Raw genomic sequence first — 14,300 nt, 5'->3', positions numbered from 1 at the left:
ACCCCCATATGAGCACACACGCAGACAGCAAACCCTGGACCGTCCCGGCCCTGGCCGACGCCAAGCGCAACGGCCAGAAGCTGGTGATGTTGACCGCCTACGACGCCGGCTTCGCCCGCGCCTTCGATGCCAACGGCGTGGACCTGATCCTGATCGGTGATTCGCTGGGTATGGTCGTGCAGGGGCACGATTCCACCTTGCCGGTGACCGTGGCCGACATGGTCTACCACACCCGCGCGGTGTCGCGCGTGCTGCAGCGTGCGCTGCTGGTGGCCGACCTGCCGTTCGGTGCGGATGCGACCCCCGAGCGCGCGCTGGAGGCCTCGCTGCAGCTGCTGCAGGCCGGCGCGGAGATGGTCAAGATCGAAGGTGCCGGCTTCAAGCTGGACATCATCGGCCACCTGGTCGAGCGTGAAATTCCGGTGTGCTCGCACCTGGGCCTGACCCCGCAGTCGGTGCTGCGCCTGGGTGGCTACCGCGTGCAGGGCCGAGGTGATGCCGCCCAGCAACTGGTCGATGACGCCAAGGCCGTGGTCGCCGCCGGCGCCAGCCTGCTGGTGCTCGAATGCGTGCCCAGCCCGGTCGCCGCGCGCGTCACCGCCGCGGTCAGCGCGCCGACCATCGGCATTGGTGCCGGGCCGGACTGCGATGGCCAGGTGCTGGTGCTGCACGACTTCCTCGGCCTGGACAGCGGCCATCGCCGGCCCAAGTTCGTCAAGGACTTCCTGGCCGAAGGCGGCTCGGTCGCCGGTGCCGTACAGGCCTACGCCGACGCCGTGCGCGCCGGTACCTTCCCCGACGCGGAGCATGCGTACGCATCATGATCGAGACCGTTACCGACCTTGCCCGGCTGCGTGCCATCGTTGCCGGCTGGAAGCGCGATGGGCTGCGCGTGGGCTTCGTGCCGACCATGGGCAACCTGCATGCCGGCCATTACTCGCTGGTCAAGCTGGCGCGCCAGCACGCTGACCGGATCGTCTCCAGCGTCTTCGTCAACCCGACCCAGTTCGGTCCGAACGAGGATTTCACCCGTTACCCGCGTACCCCGGAGGCTGATACAACCGGCCTTGAGCAGGCCGGTTGTGACGTGTTGTGGCTGCCGACGGTCGAATCGATGTACCCGTTTGGCGTGGGTCTGGCTGCCAATGTCCATGTGCCGGGCGTGAGCGCCCTGCTGGAAGGGGCTTTCCGCCCCGGTCACTTCGACGGGGTCTGCACGGTGGTGAGCCGCCTGTTCAACCAGGTGCAGCCCGACGTGGCCGCTTTTGGCCGCAAGGACTACCAGCAGCTGGCGGTGATCCGTCAGATGGTGACCGACCTGGCATTCCCGATCGAGATCCTCGGCGGCGAGATCGTCCGTGAAGGCGATGGCCTGGCGATGAGTTCGCGCAACCAGTACCTGACCGCGGAGATCCGTCCGCAGGCGACGGTGATCCGGCGCGTGCTGCTGGCCATGCGTGAGGCCTACCTGGGGGGAGCCACGCGCGAGCAGGTCGAGGCCGAGGGCGCCGCACAGCTGGAAGCGGCTGGTTTCCAGGTGGACTACGCGGTGGTGCGGCTGCCGGATCTGGGCGAGCCGGGGAACAGTCATGACGGTGCCCGCGTGGCGCTGGTGGCCGCCAAGCTGGGCAGCACCCGCCTGATCGACAACGTCGAGTTCTGAATGGGGCAGCAAGGGGACTTCGCCTGTCCCGCCGATGCCTGTTCCTGACTGCCGATGGCGCCCTCGTGGCGCCATCGGCGTCTTCGGGCCCCGTCCCCGGGAATACGCTTGTTGCAGTGCGGGCAAGCCGCCATGCGGGTGCTAGACTGCGCGCTTTCACACGCAGTTTTCGGCATTGCCATGCAACTTTCCCTGCTCAAGACCAAGATCCACCGCGCCACCGTCACGCACTCGGAGCTGAACTACGAAGGCTCCATCGCCATCGATGACAACCTGCTCCAGGCCACCGGCATCCGCGAGTTCGAACAGGTGCACATCTGGGACGTGACCAACGGTGCGCGCTTCACCACCTACGCCCTGCGTGCCGAAGCCGGCAGCGGCATCATCTCGCTCAACGGCGGCGCCGCGCGCCACGTGCAGGTGGGCGACATCATCATCATCGCCGCCTTCGCCAGCATGAGCGAGGAAGAAGCCAGCCGCTTCAAGCCGAAGCTGGTCTACGTCGACGGCGACAACCGCATTTCCCACACCAACGACAGCATCCCTACACAGGCCGCATGACCACGTACAACGGATTCGACGTATTGCGCACCCACGCCCAGCGCTTGCAGGGCACGGGTATCCCCACGCTGCTGGCCGCCGAGCCGGACCGGGTGAAACGCCTGGCGCTCAAGGTCGGTCCGTTGTATGTGAACTTCGCACGGCAGAAGTACGACGCCGCCGCCCTGCAGGCGTTGCTGGAGCTGGCCGCCGCGCGCGATGTCACCGGCGGCTTCCAGCGCCTGTTCGGCGGTGAGCGGATCAACATCACCGAGGACCGCGCGGTGCTGCACAGCGCCCTGCGCGGCAACGCCAGCCAGGCGCCGGTCGCGGTTGCGGCCAACGCCGAGGCAGCGGCGGTGCAGCAGCGCATGGGTGGGCTGATCCAGCAACTGGAAACGAGCAATGTCACCGACATCGTCAGCGTCGGCATTGGCGGTTCGGACCTGGGGCCGCGATTGGTGGCCGATGCGCTGCGTCCGGCCAGCGGCGCGCGCTTCCGCGTGCATTTCGTTTCCAACGTCGATGGCGCGGCGATGCAGCGCACGCTGGCCACACTGGACCCGGCGACCACTGCCGGCATCCTGATCTCCAAGACCTTCGGTACCCAGGAGACGCTGCTCAACGGCGCGATCCTGCGTGACTGGCTGGGTGGCAGTGCGCGCCTGTACGCGGTCAGCGCCAATCCGGAGCGCGCGGCCAAGGCGTTCGAGATCGCCGCCGAGCGCGTGCTGCCGATGTGGGATTGGGTGGGGGGGCGCTATTCGCTGTGGTCGGCGGTCGGCTTCCCGATCGCGCTGGCCATCGGCTTCGAGCGCTTCGGCCAGTTGCTGGCCGGTGCGGCGGAAATGGATGCCCACGCCGCCAGTGCGCCGCTGGACCGCAACCTGCCGGTGCTGCATGCCTTGACCGACATCTGGAACCGCAACGTGCTCGGCTACGCCACGCACGCGGTGATGACCTACGACCAGCGCCTGGCGCTGCTGCCGGCCTACCTGCAGCAGCTGGTGATGGAAAGCCTGGGCAAGCGGGTCAAGCTCGACGGCAGCCCGGTCGACGTGGACACCGTGCCGGTGTGGTGGGGCGGTGCCGGCACCGACGTGCAGCACAGCTTCTTCCAGGCCCTGCACCAGGGCACCAGCATCGTGCCGGCCGACTTCATCGGTTGCGTGCGCAATGATGATCCGTACATGGTCAACCACCAGGCGCTGTTGGCCAACCTGCTGGCGCAGACCGAGGCATTGGCCAACGGCCAGGACAGCGAAGACCCGCACCGGCAGTACCCGGGCGGCCGTCCGAGCACCTTGATCCTGCTGGATTCGCTGACCCCGCAGTCGCTGGGTGCGCTGATCGCGATGTACGAACATGCGGTGTACGTGCAGTCGCTGGTCTGGGGCATCAATGCGTTCGACCAGTTCGGCGTGGAGCTGGGCAAGCAGTTGGCCAACCAGTTGCTGCCGGCGTTGCAGGGGCAGGCGGTGGAGATCGCCGATCCGGTGACGCGCGAGGCGTTGGCGCTGCTGCGCTGATTGTTGCGCGCAGCTTGATGCAAAAACGCCGTGCAGCGATGCACGGCGTTTTTGTTTTCGCCCCCTCCCTTTCGCGCAGCGAAGGGGAGGGCCGGGGAGGGGCTTTGGGGGCTCGCCAGCGACGCTTGCTTCGCGGCTGAAGTCGCTGCTGCCGGGCCTATCGGTTCGGGTCGCGTTCCGGGCTTGGGCGCTTGGTCAGTTTGCGCTGCAGCGAGCGACGGTGCATGCCGAGCAGGCGTGCGGCGGCCGAGACGTTGCCGCCTGTTTCATGCAGGGCCTGCTGGATGTGTTCCCACTGCAGGCGGCTGATCGGGGTCATCGAATCCGGCGGCTCGACGTCGTCCGGTTCTTCGCCGCCCTCGTCGTCCTCGCCCAGCGCACGCAGGATCATCTGCACGGTCGCCGGCTTGGGCAGGTAGTCATCGGCACCGAGCTTGATCGCTTCCACTGCGGTGGCGATCGAGGCATAGCCGGTCACCAGCAGGATGCGCATGTCCTGGCGCAGTTCGCGCAGCGGCTGGATCAGGTTCAAGCCGGATTCGGTGCCCAGCTTCAGGTCGACCAGGGCGAACGCCGGTGGCGTCTGGGTGGCCAGCTGCAGCGCGCTGACGGTGTCGGTGGCGGTCACGGTCTGGATGTCGCGCCGCGCCAGCGTGCGTTGCAGGGTGCGCAGGTACAGCGGGTCATCATCGACCAGCAGGCCGTGGGAAGCGGGAGCAGTCATGCATTTACCTCGGTGGTGTTCAACGGCAGGCGGAAGCCGACGCGTGCTCCCTGGCCTTCGGCCGGACGCATCCACAACTCGCCATGCAGGCGCTCCATGGTGGCATGGGACAGGGCCAATCCCACGCCCATGCCATCGGTTTTTCCGCTGTTGAACAGTGTGCCCGGCAACGCCGCATCGTTGGCGTTGAAGCCGGGGCCGTAATCGCGCACTTCACCGTAGAGCTGGCCGTCACGTACGCGGATGTCCAGGTCCACCTGCGCCCGTCCACTGCGCTCGCCGGCATCGGCGGCATTGTTGAGCAGCACCTGCAGCAGGTGGCCCACGCCTGGGTCCAGCTTCAGCTCGAGCGGGGCATTGGCATTGCGGCGCAGCTGGATGGTCGGGCGCACCAGCCGCCATTGTTCGAGGACATGGCCGATGGAGACGTCGGCGCGGCTGCGCGCGCCTTCGGCCGGGGCGGCCAACGCCAGGACGCGCTCGCGGCATTGCACCAGCAGGCCGCGCAGGGTCTCCAGGTCCTCGCGCATTTCCAGGTTGTCGTTTCCCTGTTCGGCGATGTCATCGACCAGCAGGGTCATCGTCGCCAGCGGCGTGTTCAATTCATGCGCGACCGAGGCCGCATGCGTGGCCAGCGCGACGATGCCCTCGTTGCGGACGAAGCGCTCGCGCAGCAACGCGAGCTGGTTCTCGCGCTCGCGCAGCGCGGCGGCCAGCCGGGTGGAGAACACCAGCACCACCACGCTGGAGAGCAGGAAGTTGGCCGCCGCCCCCCACAGGTGCAGGTCCATCGAGTTGAAGTAGCCACCCTGCAGCGGCAGGCCGAACACCGCGCTCAGCGAATAGCCGCCGACGCAGGCGGCCGCCACCGCGTGGGTCCAGCGCAGGGGCAGGGCCAGCGCGGCCAGCGCGATCAGGATCAGGAACAGCGAACCGAACGGGTTGGCGATGCCGCCGCTCCAGCCCACCATCCAGGTCAGCACCGTCACGTCGACCAGGATATGGCCGAAGGCGGTGACCGGGGCCGGGTTGGAGTCGTGCACGCGCAGCTGGACGTACAGGTTGAACAGGGCCAGCACGAACACGCCCGCCCACAGCTGCTGTTGCGGCAGTTCCAGGCCCAGCAGCCAGGTGGCGACGAGGATGGTGGCGGCCTGGCCCGCGCAGGCCAGCCAGCGCAGGCTGCACAGGGTACGAAGGAAGGAGGTGTCCTGGGATTCCATGGACGCCATCGTATGCTGTCGGGCCGGTTGCCGTGCAATGGAGGGTTCATGCCCGCGAGGCGGCCGGCGCGCTAAAATGCCGCCCATGTACGACGCCGTCACTCGCCCAACCCCGCCCACCGACGCCACCGCGTGGCCCCGCCGCATCACCCAGGCCGTGACCATCGGCGGTGTGAAGGTGGGCGGTGGCAATCCCGTGGTCGTCCAGTCGATGACCAACACCGATACCGCCGACGTGGCGGCCAGCGTCAAGCAGGTCGCCGACCTGTGGCGCGCCGGCTCGGAGATGGTGCGGCTGACCGTCAACAACCCCGAATCGGCCGCCGCCATCCCGCGCATCGTCGAGAAGCTGCGGATGATGGGCATCGAGGTGCCGCTGATCGGCGACTTCCATTACAACGGCCACCAACTGCTGACCAATGAACCGGCCTGTGCTGAGGCGCTGGCCAAGTACCGCATCAACCCGGGCAATGTCGGCTTCGGCAAGAAGAAGGACACCCAGTTCGCGCAGCTGATCGAGTTCGCGATCAAGTACGACAAGCCGGTGCGCATCGGCGCCAACTGGGGTTCGCTGGACCAGGCGCTGGCCGCGAAGTTGATGGACGAGAACAGCCAGCGCGAGCAGCCCTGGGATGCCGGCCGCGTGCTGCGCGAGGCGTTGATCCGCTCGGCGCTGGATTCGGCGCAGACCGCCGTGGAGCTGGGCCTGCCGCGCGATCGCATCGTGCTCTCGGCCAAGGTCAGTGGCGTGCAGGAACTGATCGCGGTCTACCGCGACCTGGCCAACCGCTCCGATTTCGCCCTGCACCTGGGCCTGACCGAGGCGGGCATCGGCAGCAAGGGCATCGTCGCCTCGTCGGCGGCGCTGGCGGTGCTGCTGCAGGAAGGCATTGGCGATACCATCCGCATCTCGCTGACCCCGGAACCGGGCCAGGCGCGCACGCAGGAAGTCATCGTCGCCCAGGAACTGCTGCAGACCACCGGCCAACGTGCGTTCACGCCGATGGTCACCGCCTGCCCGGGCTGTGGTCGCACCACCTCCGAGTTCTTCCAGGAGCTGGCCAAGGTGGTGCAGAACCATGTGCGGGAGAAGATGCCGGTGTGGCGCGTCAGCCACCCCGGGGCGGAGAACATGACCCTGGCGGTGATGGGGTGCATCGTCAACGGGCCGGGTGAGTCGCGCCACGCCAACATCGGCATCTCGTTGCCGGGCACCGGCGAGACACCAGCCGCGCCGGTGTTCGTCGATGGCGAGAAGAAGGTGACCCTGCGTGGTGAGAACATCGCCCAGGAATTCGTCGCGCTGATCGACGACTACGTCGAGACCCGGTATGCGCGAAGCTTCGGCTGAGTCCCGGAGCGAAGCCGCCGGTGTACGGCGCTGGCTGGCCCACAATGCGTGGCGGCTGGTGCTGCTGTTCGTCGGCGTGCTGTTGCCGTTGGCGGGGTTCGTCACCCTCGCCGACGACATCCATGAGGCCGAAGCCTTCCATTTCGACGATGCGCTGTTGTTGCACCTGCATGGGCTGGCCACGCCCGGGCTCAACACGTTCTTCGTGGTGCTGTCCAAGCTGGGCTACGAATGGGGCGTCATCCCGCTGGATGTGCTGATCGTGGCGGTGTTGCTGCTGCGCCGGCGCTGGCGCAAGGCAGCATTCGCGGCCACCGCGTTCGTGGGATCGGCGCTGCTGAACCTGGGCAGCAAGCAGCTGTTCCAGCGTGAACGCCCGAGCCTGTGGGAATCGATCGCCCCGGAGAGCACGTTCAGCTTTCCCAGCGGGCACGCCATGGGCTCGATGACCCTGGCCGTCACGGCGGTGCTGCTGACCTGGCACACCCGCTGGCGTTGGCCGGTGCTGCTGGCCGCCATCACCTTCGCGGGGCTGGTCAGCCTGTCACGGGTGTACCTGGGCGTGCACTATCCCTCCGATATCCTGGGAGGCTGGTGTGCCGCGCTGGTCTGGGTGATCGGCGTCCACACGGTGATGTTCCGGCGCCGCTGGTCGCTTCCGGCACCATGATCCGCTGTCAGATTGTCAGCGATTTTTACTAAGAAAAGTCTTAAATGCGCGGGGGAAAAGGGCTGATGGATCAGCTCCGCGCATCACGCGATAGTAGCTCCAACGGCGTCGTTGCAGTGTTTCAGCGTCGTGACGGCACGGGATGCAGGTCATGCGCCGCGTGATCCGGTCAGCGAAGCGCTGACCCGGTTGCAGAGTGTTCTGACGGGTTCTGGTCGATAATACGCAAGGCCTTGGTCTTGGGTGGCGGTGGGGACCGTCGCCTCGTGTGCCCCCGGCGGGCAATGGCTCTGGCTTCAACTATCACCTCGGTACGAGGACTGCGGTATGACCATCAGCGTTTTTCTCATCGATGACCATGCGCTTGTGCGCACGGGCATCCGGATGATCCTCTCCGGCCAGGCCGACATAGAGGTCGTCGGTGAAGCGGACAGCGGCGAGGCCGCGTTGCCGCAGATCCGTCGGCTGCGCCCCGACGTGGTGCTGTGCGACCTGCACCTTCCCGGGTTGAGCGGGCTGGAGATCACCGAACGCATCGTCAAGGGCGACCATGGCACGCGGGTCATCATCGTGTCGGTGCTGGAGGATGGGCCGATGCCGAAGCGGTTGCTGGAGGCCGGTGCGTCGGGGTACGTGGGCAAGGCCGGCGATTCGCGCGAGCTGATCCGCGCGGTGCATGACGTTGCCACCGGCAAGCGTTACCTGGCCAACAGCATTGCCCAGAACCTGGCGCTGTCGAACCTGGAGGGCGAGTTGTCGCCATTTGATTCCCTGTCCCCGCGTGAGCTGGAGGTGGCGTTGCTGCTGATCCAGGGCCACCGCCAGGAAGAGATCGCGCGGCGCTTGAGTCTCAGTGCCAAGACGGTCAATACGCACAAGGCGCGGCTGTTCCAGAAGATGGGGGTACAGGACAACATCGCCCTGGCGCGGTTGGCCACGCAGTACGGCGTAGGTGATCCGGCCCGCGCGCTCTGAGCCAATTCCAATCGCATGGAAGGCAGGGTGGTCGCGAGGCCGCCCTTTCTTTTTGCCCGCGGATGGAAGGGCAGGGCCGGTGATGCAGGAGGCATGCACGAACGGTGGTGGGTGTTGCAGGCTGCGGCGGTGAGGCGAATAGCCATGCATGCATGAAAAAGGGCGGCCAGTGGCCGCCCTTTTTGCTACAGCGATGAGACGAGGGGATCAGCCGTTGCGCGGCTGGTCGGACTCGGCTTCCACCTTGTCGCTTTCCTCGACCTTGACCGGTTCGACGTGGGCAACGGCTTCCGGCTTCCGGGTTTCCGGGGCGTCGGTGACTTCGACCGTGGCCGGTGCTGCTTCGAACAGCTGGCCGTTTTCCGGTGCGACCGCGCTGCTTGTCGGTGCTTCGACAGCGGCGGGGGCTACTGGCGCGGGCGCGTCAACCACCGGTGCTGCAGCGGCTTCCACCTTGGGAGCGGCTTCGGCGGCGAGCGGCGCTGCTTCCACGACGGGCGTTTCGACGCCCGGTGCGTCAACCGTCACCGGAGCCTCCGCCGCTGCCTTGGGAGCTTTCGTAGCCGGGACCTCGGCGAGGACCGGTGCTGCCTCGGCTTCCGGCTTCGCGGGCTCGATCACGACCGGGGCCGGTTCGACGACTGGCGTCACCGTCGCCGGTGCGGCCGGGGCGGCCTGCTCAGCCACCGGGCGGGTGACCGCCACCGGCTCGGTGACCACGGTTGCGGATGCGGCTTCTGCCTTCGGTGCCGGTGCCGGTGCCGGTGCCGGTGCGGCAACGGTGTCCTTGGCCGGAGCTGCAGCCGGAGCGGGCTTCACGGCAGCGGCTTCACCCGGCTCGTCATCGAACTCGAACTCCGGCTGGGCGGCCGCTGACTTATGGGGGGCAACGTCCGCCACCTCGCCATCGTCGATTTCATCGATGCTGTCCTCGTCGGACTCATTGCCCAGCACCTCGCCGGCGGCGGCGCCTTCGGCGTTGCCACGACGACGGCGACGGCCGCCACGACGGCCGCGGCGACGGCGGCTGCCGGCTTCACCGGCGGCTTCGTCACCGGCAGCGGCGGCCGGGTTGGCATCGTCGCTGGCAACCGTGCTGTCCACGACCAGTGGGGCGTCGCTGACGGCGACCGGCTTGGCGACTTCAGCGGCAAACACCTTTTCCTTGGGCGCCACGTCCGTCGAGACGATGTCAGTGGCAACCACGGCGGCGGCAGTCACGGCAGCAGCAGCGCGGGGTGCTTCGGCCTGCGGCTGGCGTGCCGGCTTCTCGGCAGCGGGCTGCTGCTGGACGGCCTTGTCGGCGTCCTGCGGCTTGGCTTGCTTGGGCTGCTTCGGCTGCTTGGGCTGCTGCTCGTTGCGCGGCTGCTTGGGCTGCTGTTGCTGCTGCTGTTCGTTGCGCTGCTTGGGCTGCTGCTGGCCGTTGTTCTGGTTCTGGGCCTGCTGCTGCGGCGCGTTGCCGTTCTGGCGGCGCTCTTCACGACGGTCCTCGCGGCGTTCGTCACGACGCTGGTCCTCGCGGCGGTTGCCGTTGCCGGCCTTCTGGGCGTTGTTGCCGTTGCGGTTGTCGCGGCGCTGGTTGCGATCATTGCGGTTGTTGCGACCGCCTTCGTGCTGGCGCTGCGGCTGGGCCGGCTGCGCGGTGGCTGCCGTGCCTTCGCCACCGAAGATGCGCTTGAGCCAGCCCATCACGCCGCCCGCGGCCGGGGCTGGTGCGGGGGCGACCGGTGCCGGCGTCGGTGCGGTCTCGACCACTTCGCGGACCGGTGCCGGCTGGCTGTGCTTGACGTGGGTCACCGCCGGTGCCGGCGGGATGTTCAGCTGGGCCTTGGTCAGGGCGTGCACCGGCAGCTTGCGCGGGGTGCCACGCTGGTAGCTCGGCTTGCCCGATTCCTCGCCCAGCTCGTTCTCGCGCAGGCGGGTGACTTCGTAGTGCGGGGTGTGCAGCTGCTCGTCGGCGACGATGATGATCGGCGCGTCGTGGCGACGCTCGATCTCACGCAGCGCACCGCGCTTCTCGTTGAGCAGGAAGTTGGCGATCTCGACCGGGGCCTGGACCAGCACCTGCCCGGTGTTTTCCTTCATGGCGTGCTCTTCGGCCACGCGGATGATCGACAGCGACAGCGACTCGACGCTGCGCATGCGGCCTTGGCCGTCGCAGCGCGGGCAGACGATCTGGCTGGACTCGCCCAGGCTCGGGCGCAGTCGCTGGCGGCTCATTTCCATCAGGCCGAAGCGCGAGATGCGGCCCAGCTGGACGCGGGCGCGGTCGTACTTCAGGGCGTTCTGCAGGCGGTTCTCGACTTCGCGCTGGTGCTTGTTCGAGGACATGTCGATGAAGTCGATGACCACCAGGCCCCCCAGGTCGCGCAGGCGCAGCTGGCGGGCGACCTCTTCGGCGGCCTCCAGGTTGGTCTGGAACGCGGTGTCCTCGATGTCGGTGCCCTTGGTGGCACGGGCCGAGTTCACGTCGATGGCGGTCAGGGCTTCGGTCTGGTCAACCACGATCGAACCGCCCGAGGGCAGGCGCACGTTGCGCTCGTAGATCGCCTCGATCTGCGATTCGATCTGGAAGCGGTTGAACAGCGGGATGTCGTCCTTGTAGTGCTTGAGCTTGCGCAGGGTCTGCGGCATCACCTGCTGCATGAACTCGCGCGCGGTCTCGTACAGCTCCTCGGTGTCGACCAGGATCTCGCCGATGTCCGAGCGCAGGTAGTCGCGCAGGGCGCGCACGATCAGGCGCGACTCCTGGTAGATCAGGAACGGGGCCGGCTTGGTCAGCGCGGCTTCGGCGATCGAGCGCCAGACCTGGAGCAGGTAGTCCAGGTCCCACTGCAGCTCCTCGGCATCGCGGCCGACGCCAGCGGTGCGGATGATCACGCCCATGTCGTCGGGGATGTTGAGCTTGTCCAGCGCTTCCTTCAGGGCAGCGCGGTCTTCACCCTCGATGCGACGCGAGACGCCACCGGCGGAGGGCGAGTTCGGCATCAGCACCATGTAGCGGCCGGCCAGGGAAATGAACGTGGTCAGGGCAGCGCCCTTGTTGCCACGCTCTTCCTTGTCCACCTGCACGACCACTTCCTGGCCTTCGCGCAGCAGTTCCTTCAGGCCCGCCTTGTGCGGGTCGACGCCAGCCTGGAAATAGTCGCGGGAGATTTCCTTCAGCGGCAGGAAGCCGTGGCGGTCCCCGCCGTACTCGACAAAGGCGGCCTCGAGCGAGGGCTCCAGGCGGGTGATGCGGCCCTTGTAGATGTTGGACTTCTTCTGTTCCTTCGACGGTTGCTCGATGTCGATGTCGTACAGGTTCTGCCCGTCGACGATGGCCACGCGCAGTTCTTCTGCCTGCGTGGCGTTGATCAGCATTCGCTTCATTGTGCGTTCCTCGCGCGCTGCTACCGCGCGGAACGCCATGGGGTTTCGCCTCTGGTCACGGGTCGCCGCCCATTCGCGCAGGCGCGGACAGGGCGGCTTGGGCTTCCAGCGCTACGACACCACGGCAGGCCGCGGGAGCGCTTCTCATTTTTGTTTTAGGTGTTTCAGGGCCGGCGGCCGCATCCGGCCATGGCCGGGGCGTCGCACGGGACATTTGTTTCGTCCAGCTCAGGTGCTTTTGACACCCGGCGATGGCCGGGAACGCCGACGAGCCGCTAACATGGCCGCCCCGGGGGCGGTGGCCGCGCACTGTGCCGGATTCGTAGGGAGCGGGGCTTCTGGCCCTGACCAACTTCCAACGAAATCAAACCCTTATATCGCCCCCCGAGTGTAGCAGAATAAATAGGCAGATGACTGACTCCGAACACCGCCAAGCACCGCCCGCGGGCAAGACCAGCGTGCGCATGATCAAGGTCCCCGAGGACCGGGCAGGCCAACGCCTGGACAACTTCCTGCTCGGCCAGCTCAAGGGTGCCCCGCGCAGCCTGGTCTACAAGCTGGTCCGCAGCGGCCAGGTACGGGTCAACGGTGGCCGCGCCAAGGCCGACCGCAAGCTGGAGGCCGGCGAAGAGGTGCGGGTGCCGCCCGTCAATCTCAGTGAAGTCGGAGACAAAGCGCCGCCGCCGGCCAGCTTCCTGCAGCGCATGGAGCAGGCCATCGTCTTCGAGGATGCCAAGCTGCTGGTGATCAACAAGCCCTCGGGGGTGGCCAGCCACGGCGGCAGTGGCATCAGCCATGGCGCCATCGAGACCATGCGTGCGCTGCGCCCGAACCTGAACCTGGAACTGGTCCACCGGCTGGACCGGGACACCTCCGGCCTGCTGATCCTGGCCAAGAAGCGTTCGGCCCTGAGCGAGCTGCAGGCAATGCTGCGCGAGGACCATGGCGGCATCCAGAAGCGCTATCTGACCCTGCTGGTCGGGCGCATGCCCGATGGCGTGATGAGCGTGGATGCCCCCTTGCTGGTGGGGCTGCGTCAGGGCGGGGAGCGCCATGTCCAGGTCAACCAGGGCGGCAAGCCGTCGTTGAGCCACTTCCGGGTGCTGGAACGGCGGGGCGGGCACTCGTACTGCGAGGTGCGGATCGAAACCGGGCGTACCCACCAGATCCGCGTGCATGCCCAGCACATTGGTCACCCGGTCGCCGGGGATGACAAGTACGGCGATCCGGCGGTCAACAAGCGGCTTCGTGAGCAGATCGGGCTGAAACGCCTGTTCCTGCATGCCGCTTCGCTGGAGTTCGCGCTGGACGCTGGCAAGACACCTTATGTATTGAATGCGCCGCTGGCGCCGGAGCTGGCCGAAGCGTTGGACCGGCTGTGAGGCGCAGGGAAGGGGGCGGGCATCGCCCCCTTCTTCATCTCACCACTTGAACAGCACCAGGCTGATGGCGATGGTGGCCATGCCGATCACCAGTCCGTAGACGGTTTCGTGCCCCTTGGCATAGCGCTTGGCGGCCGGTAGCAGCTCGTCCAGTGCCAGGAACACCATGATGCCGGCGATCAGGCCGAACACCGCGCCGAAGGTGGCGTTGGACAGGGAGCCGGCCAGGGCGAAGAAGCCGATCGCCGCACCCACCGGTTCGGCCAGCCCGGACAACAGGCTGGCGCCGAAGGCGTAGGACTTGCGGCCCGTGGCGAAGTACACCGGTACCGCGATGGCAATGCCCTCGGGAATGTTGTGGATGGCGATGGCGAAGGCCAGCGGCAACCCGACGGATGGGCTTTCCAGTGTGGCAAAGAACGTGGCCAGGCCCTCAGGGAAGTTGTGGGCGGTGATCGCCACCGCGCTGAGCAGGCCTACCCGGCGGATGCTGCTGCGGTTCTTTTCCTTGAACGCGGGGTCCTGCTTGTCCAGCGTCTCATGGGGGTTGGGGACGAAGTGGTCGATCAGTACCACCAGGATCACGCCGGCCAGGAACCAGAGCGTGCCGTAGGTGAAGCCCAGGCGCTCGCCATAGGCCAGCGCGAAGGAGGCGACCGACTTGTTGAGGATCTCCGACAGCGACACGTACACCATCGCGCCGCCGGCGAAGGCCAGCCCGAACGCCAGCAGCCGCGGGTTGGGCCGCTTGGAGAACAGCACCAACAGGCTGCCGATGGCCGTGGCCAGGCCGGCAGCCAAGGTCAGCCCGAACGCGACCCAGAGATTGTCGAGGGAAACGGCGTGCATGGAGGAAGCGCCGGGCAGGGGC

12 protein-coding genes are annotated in these 14,300 nt (G+C 67.3%); 8 read left to right on the top strand and 4 right to left on the bottom strand.

The annotated features are described in order from the left end of the window. The first annotated feature begins 8 nt into the window (after window positions 1-8). The 4 genes from panB to pgi all read left to right on the top strand — a co-directional run bounded on the left by panB (window position 9) and on the right by pgi (window position 3,732). Window positions 9-824, top strand: a complete 816-nt coding sequence (panB, locus tag AC06FE_RS01680; protein WP_478072073.1) for a 3-methyl-2-oxobutanoate hydroxymethyltransferase — start codon at window positions 9-11, stop codon at window positions 822-824. Beyond that, window positions 821-1,663 (top strand): pantoate--beta-alanine ligase, encoded by an 843-nt coding sequence (gene panC / locus AC06FE_RS01675; protein ID WP_478072071.1) that lies wholly within the window; start codon window positions 821-823, stop codon window positions 1,661-1,663. Before panB ends, panC begins: the two co-directional genes overlap by 4 nt. 180 nt (window positions 1,664-1,843) lie before the next feature. Further along, window positions 1,844-2,224 carry an aspartate 1-decarboxylase gene (gene panD, locus AC06FE_RS01670; protein ID WP_192288096.1) on the top strand — a complete coding sequence of 127 codons (381 nt, stop codon included), beginning with the start codon at window positions 1,844-1,846 and terminating at the stop codon, window positions 2,222-2,224. Further along, window positions 2,221-3,732, top strand: a complete 1,512-nt coding sequence (gene pgi / locus AC06FE_RS01665; RefSeq protein ID WP_478072070.1) for a glucose-6-phosphate isomerase — start codon at window positions 2,221-2,223, stop codon at window positions 3,730-3,732. Before panD ends, pgi begins: the two co-directional genes overlap by 4 nt. A 157-nt stretch (window positions 3,733-3,889) precedes the next feature. Here the strand turns inward: pgi and AC06FE_RS01660 are convergent, their stop codons facing one another. Next, a complete protein-coding gene (locus tag AC06FE_RS01660) occupies window positions 3,890-4,456 on the bottom strand; it encodes a response regulator transcription factor (protein ID WP_478072069.1) in 567 nt (188 codons plus the stop codon). Continuing rightward, window positions 4,453-5,679: an ATP-binding protein gene (locus AC06FE_RS01655; protein ID WP_478072068.1), complete on the bottom strand. Its 1,227-nt coding sequence runs from the start codon at window positions 5,677-5,679 to the stop codon at window positions 4,453-4,455. Before AC06FE_RS01655 ends, AC06FE_RS01660 begins: the two co-directional genes overlap by 4 nt. Window positions 5,680-5,764: 85 nt before the next feature. On the opposite strand from AC06FE_RS01655, the gene ispG reads away from it, so the two are divergent. The 3 genes from ispG (at window position 5,765) to AC06FE_RS01640 (ending at window position 8,675) form a co-directional block, all read left to right on the top strand. Further along, window positions 5,765-7,030: a flavodoxin-dependent (E)-4-hydroxy-3-methylbut-2-enyl-diphosphate synthase gene (ispG, locus tag AC06FE_RS01650; RefSeq protein ID WP_446540354.1), complete on the top strand. Its 1,266-nt coding sequence runs from the start codon at window positions 5,765-5,767 to the stop codon at window positions 7,028-7,030. Beyond that, window positions 7,011-7,700 (top strand): phosphatase PAP2 family protein, encoded by a 690-nt coding sequence (locus AC06FE_RS01645; protein ID WP_192288100.1) that lies wholly within the window; start codon window positions 7,011-7,013, stop codon window positions 7,698-7,700. The genes ispG and AC06FE_RS01645 overlap by 20 nt, the downstream gene beginning before the upstream one ends. A 327-nt stretch (window positions 7,701-8,027) precedes the next feature. Then, a complete protein-coding gene (locus AC06FE_RS01640) occupies window positions 8,028-8,675 on the top strand; it encodes a response regulator (RefSeq protein WP_132862807.1) in 648 nt (215 codons plus the stop codon). A gap of 207 nt (window positions 8,676-8,882) precedes the next feature. Here AC06FE_RS01640 and rne read toward each other — a convergent pair whose 3' ends face one another. Next, a complete protein-coding gene (gene rne / locus AC06FE_RS01635; RefSeq protein WP_478072067.1) occupies window positions 8,883-12,047 on the bottom strand; it encodes a ribonuclease E in 3,165 nt (1,054 codons plus the stop codon). Between the two features lie 410 nt (window positions 12,048-12,457). Between rne and AC06FE_RS01630 the strand changes: the two genes are divergently transcribed. After that, window positions 12,458-13,429: an RluA family pseudouridine synthase gene (locus AC06FE_RS01630; protein WP_225591896.1), complete on the top strand. Its 972-nt coding sequence runs from the start codon at window positions 12,458-12,460 to the stop codon at window positions 13,427-13,429. Window positions 13,430-13,468: 39 nt separating this feature from the next. Here AC06FE_RS01630 and zupT read toward each other — a convergent pair whose 3' ends face one another. Beyond that, entirely contained in the window at window positions 13,469-14,278 is an 810-nt protein-coding gene (zupT, locus tag AC06FE_RS01625; RefSeq protein WP_478072066.1) for a zinc transporter ZupT, read from the bottom strand. Window positions 14,279-14,300 lie beyond the last annotated feature (22 nt).

The sequence above is a fragment of the Stenotrophomonas sp. Steno-C18 genome, assembly GCF_056393195.1.
Note: the sequence above shows the minus strand (reverse complement) of the source record. Positions and strands in the feature narration are given on the sequence as shown.

Bases quoted from the DNA above. Each gene is read 5' to 3' on its own strand.
- rne (WP_478072067.1), bottom strand. From the start codon at position 12,047: ATGAAGCGAATGCTGATCAACGCCACGCAGGCAGAAGAACTGCGCGTG.
- panD (WP_192288096.1), top strand. From the start codon at position 1,844: ATGCAACTTTCCCTGCTCAAGACCAAGATCCACCGCGCCACCGTCACG.
- AC06FE_RS01655 (WP_478072068.1), bottom strand. From the start codon at position 5,679: ATGGAATCCCAGGACACCTCCTTCCTTCGTACCCTGTGCAGCCTGCGC.
- ispG (WP_446540354.1), top strand. From the start codon at position 5,765: ATGTACGACGCCGTCACTCGCCCAACCCCGCCCACCGACGCCACCGCG.
- AC06FE_RS01630 (WP_225591896.1), top strand. From the start codon at position 12,458: ATGACTGACTCCGAACACCGCCAAGCACCGCCCGCGGGCAAGACCAGC.
- AC06FE_RS01645 (WP_192288100.1), top strand. From the start codon at position 7,011: ATGCGCGAAGCTTCGGCTGAGTCCCGGAGCGAAGCCGCCGGTGTACGG.
- panC (WP_478072071.1), top strand. From the start codon at position 821: ATGATCGAGACCGTTACCGACCTTGCCCGGCTGCGTGCCATCGTTGCC.
- pgi (WP_478072070.1), top strand. From the start codon at position 2,221: ATGACCACGTACAACGGATTCGACGTATTGCGCACCCACGCCCAGCGC.
- zupT (WP_478072066.1), bottom strand. From the start codon at position 14,278: ATGCACGCCGTTTCCCTCGACAATCTCTGGGTCGCGTTCGGGCTGACC.
- panB (WP_478072073.1), top strand. From the start codon at position 9: ATGAGCACACACGCAGACAGCAAACCCTGGACCGTCCCGGCCCTGGCC.
- AC06FE_RS01640 (WP_132862807.1), top strand. From the start codon at position 8,028: ATGACCATCAGCGTTTTTCTCATCGATGACCATGCGCTTGTGCGCACG.
- AC06FE_RS01660 (WP_478072069.1), bottom strand. From the start codon at position 4,456: ATGACTGCTCCCGCTTCCCACGGCCTGCTGGTCGATGATGACCCGCTG.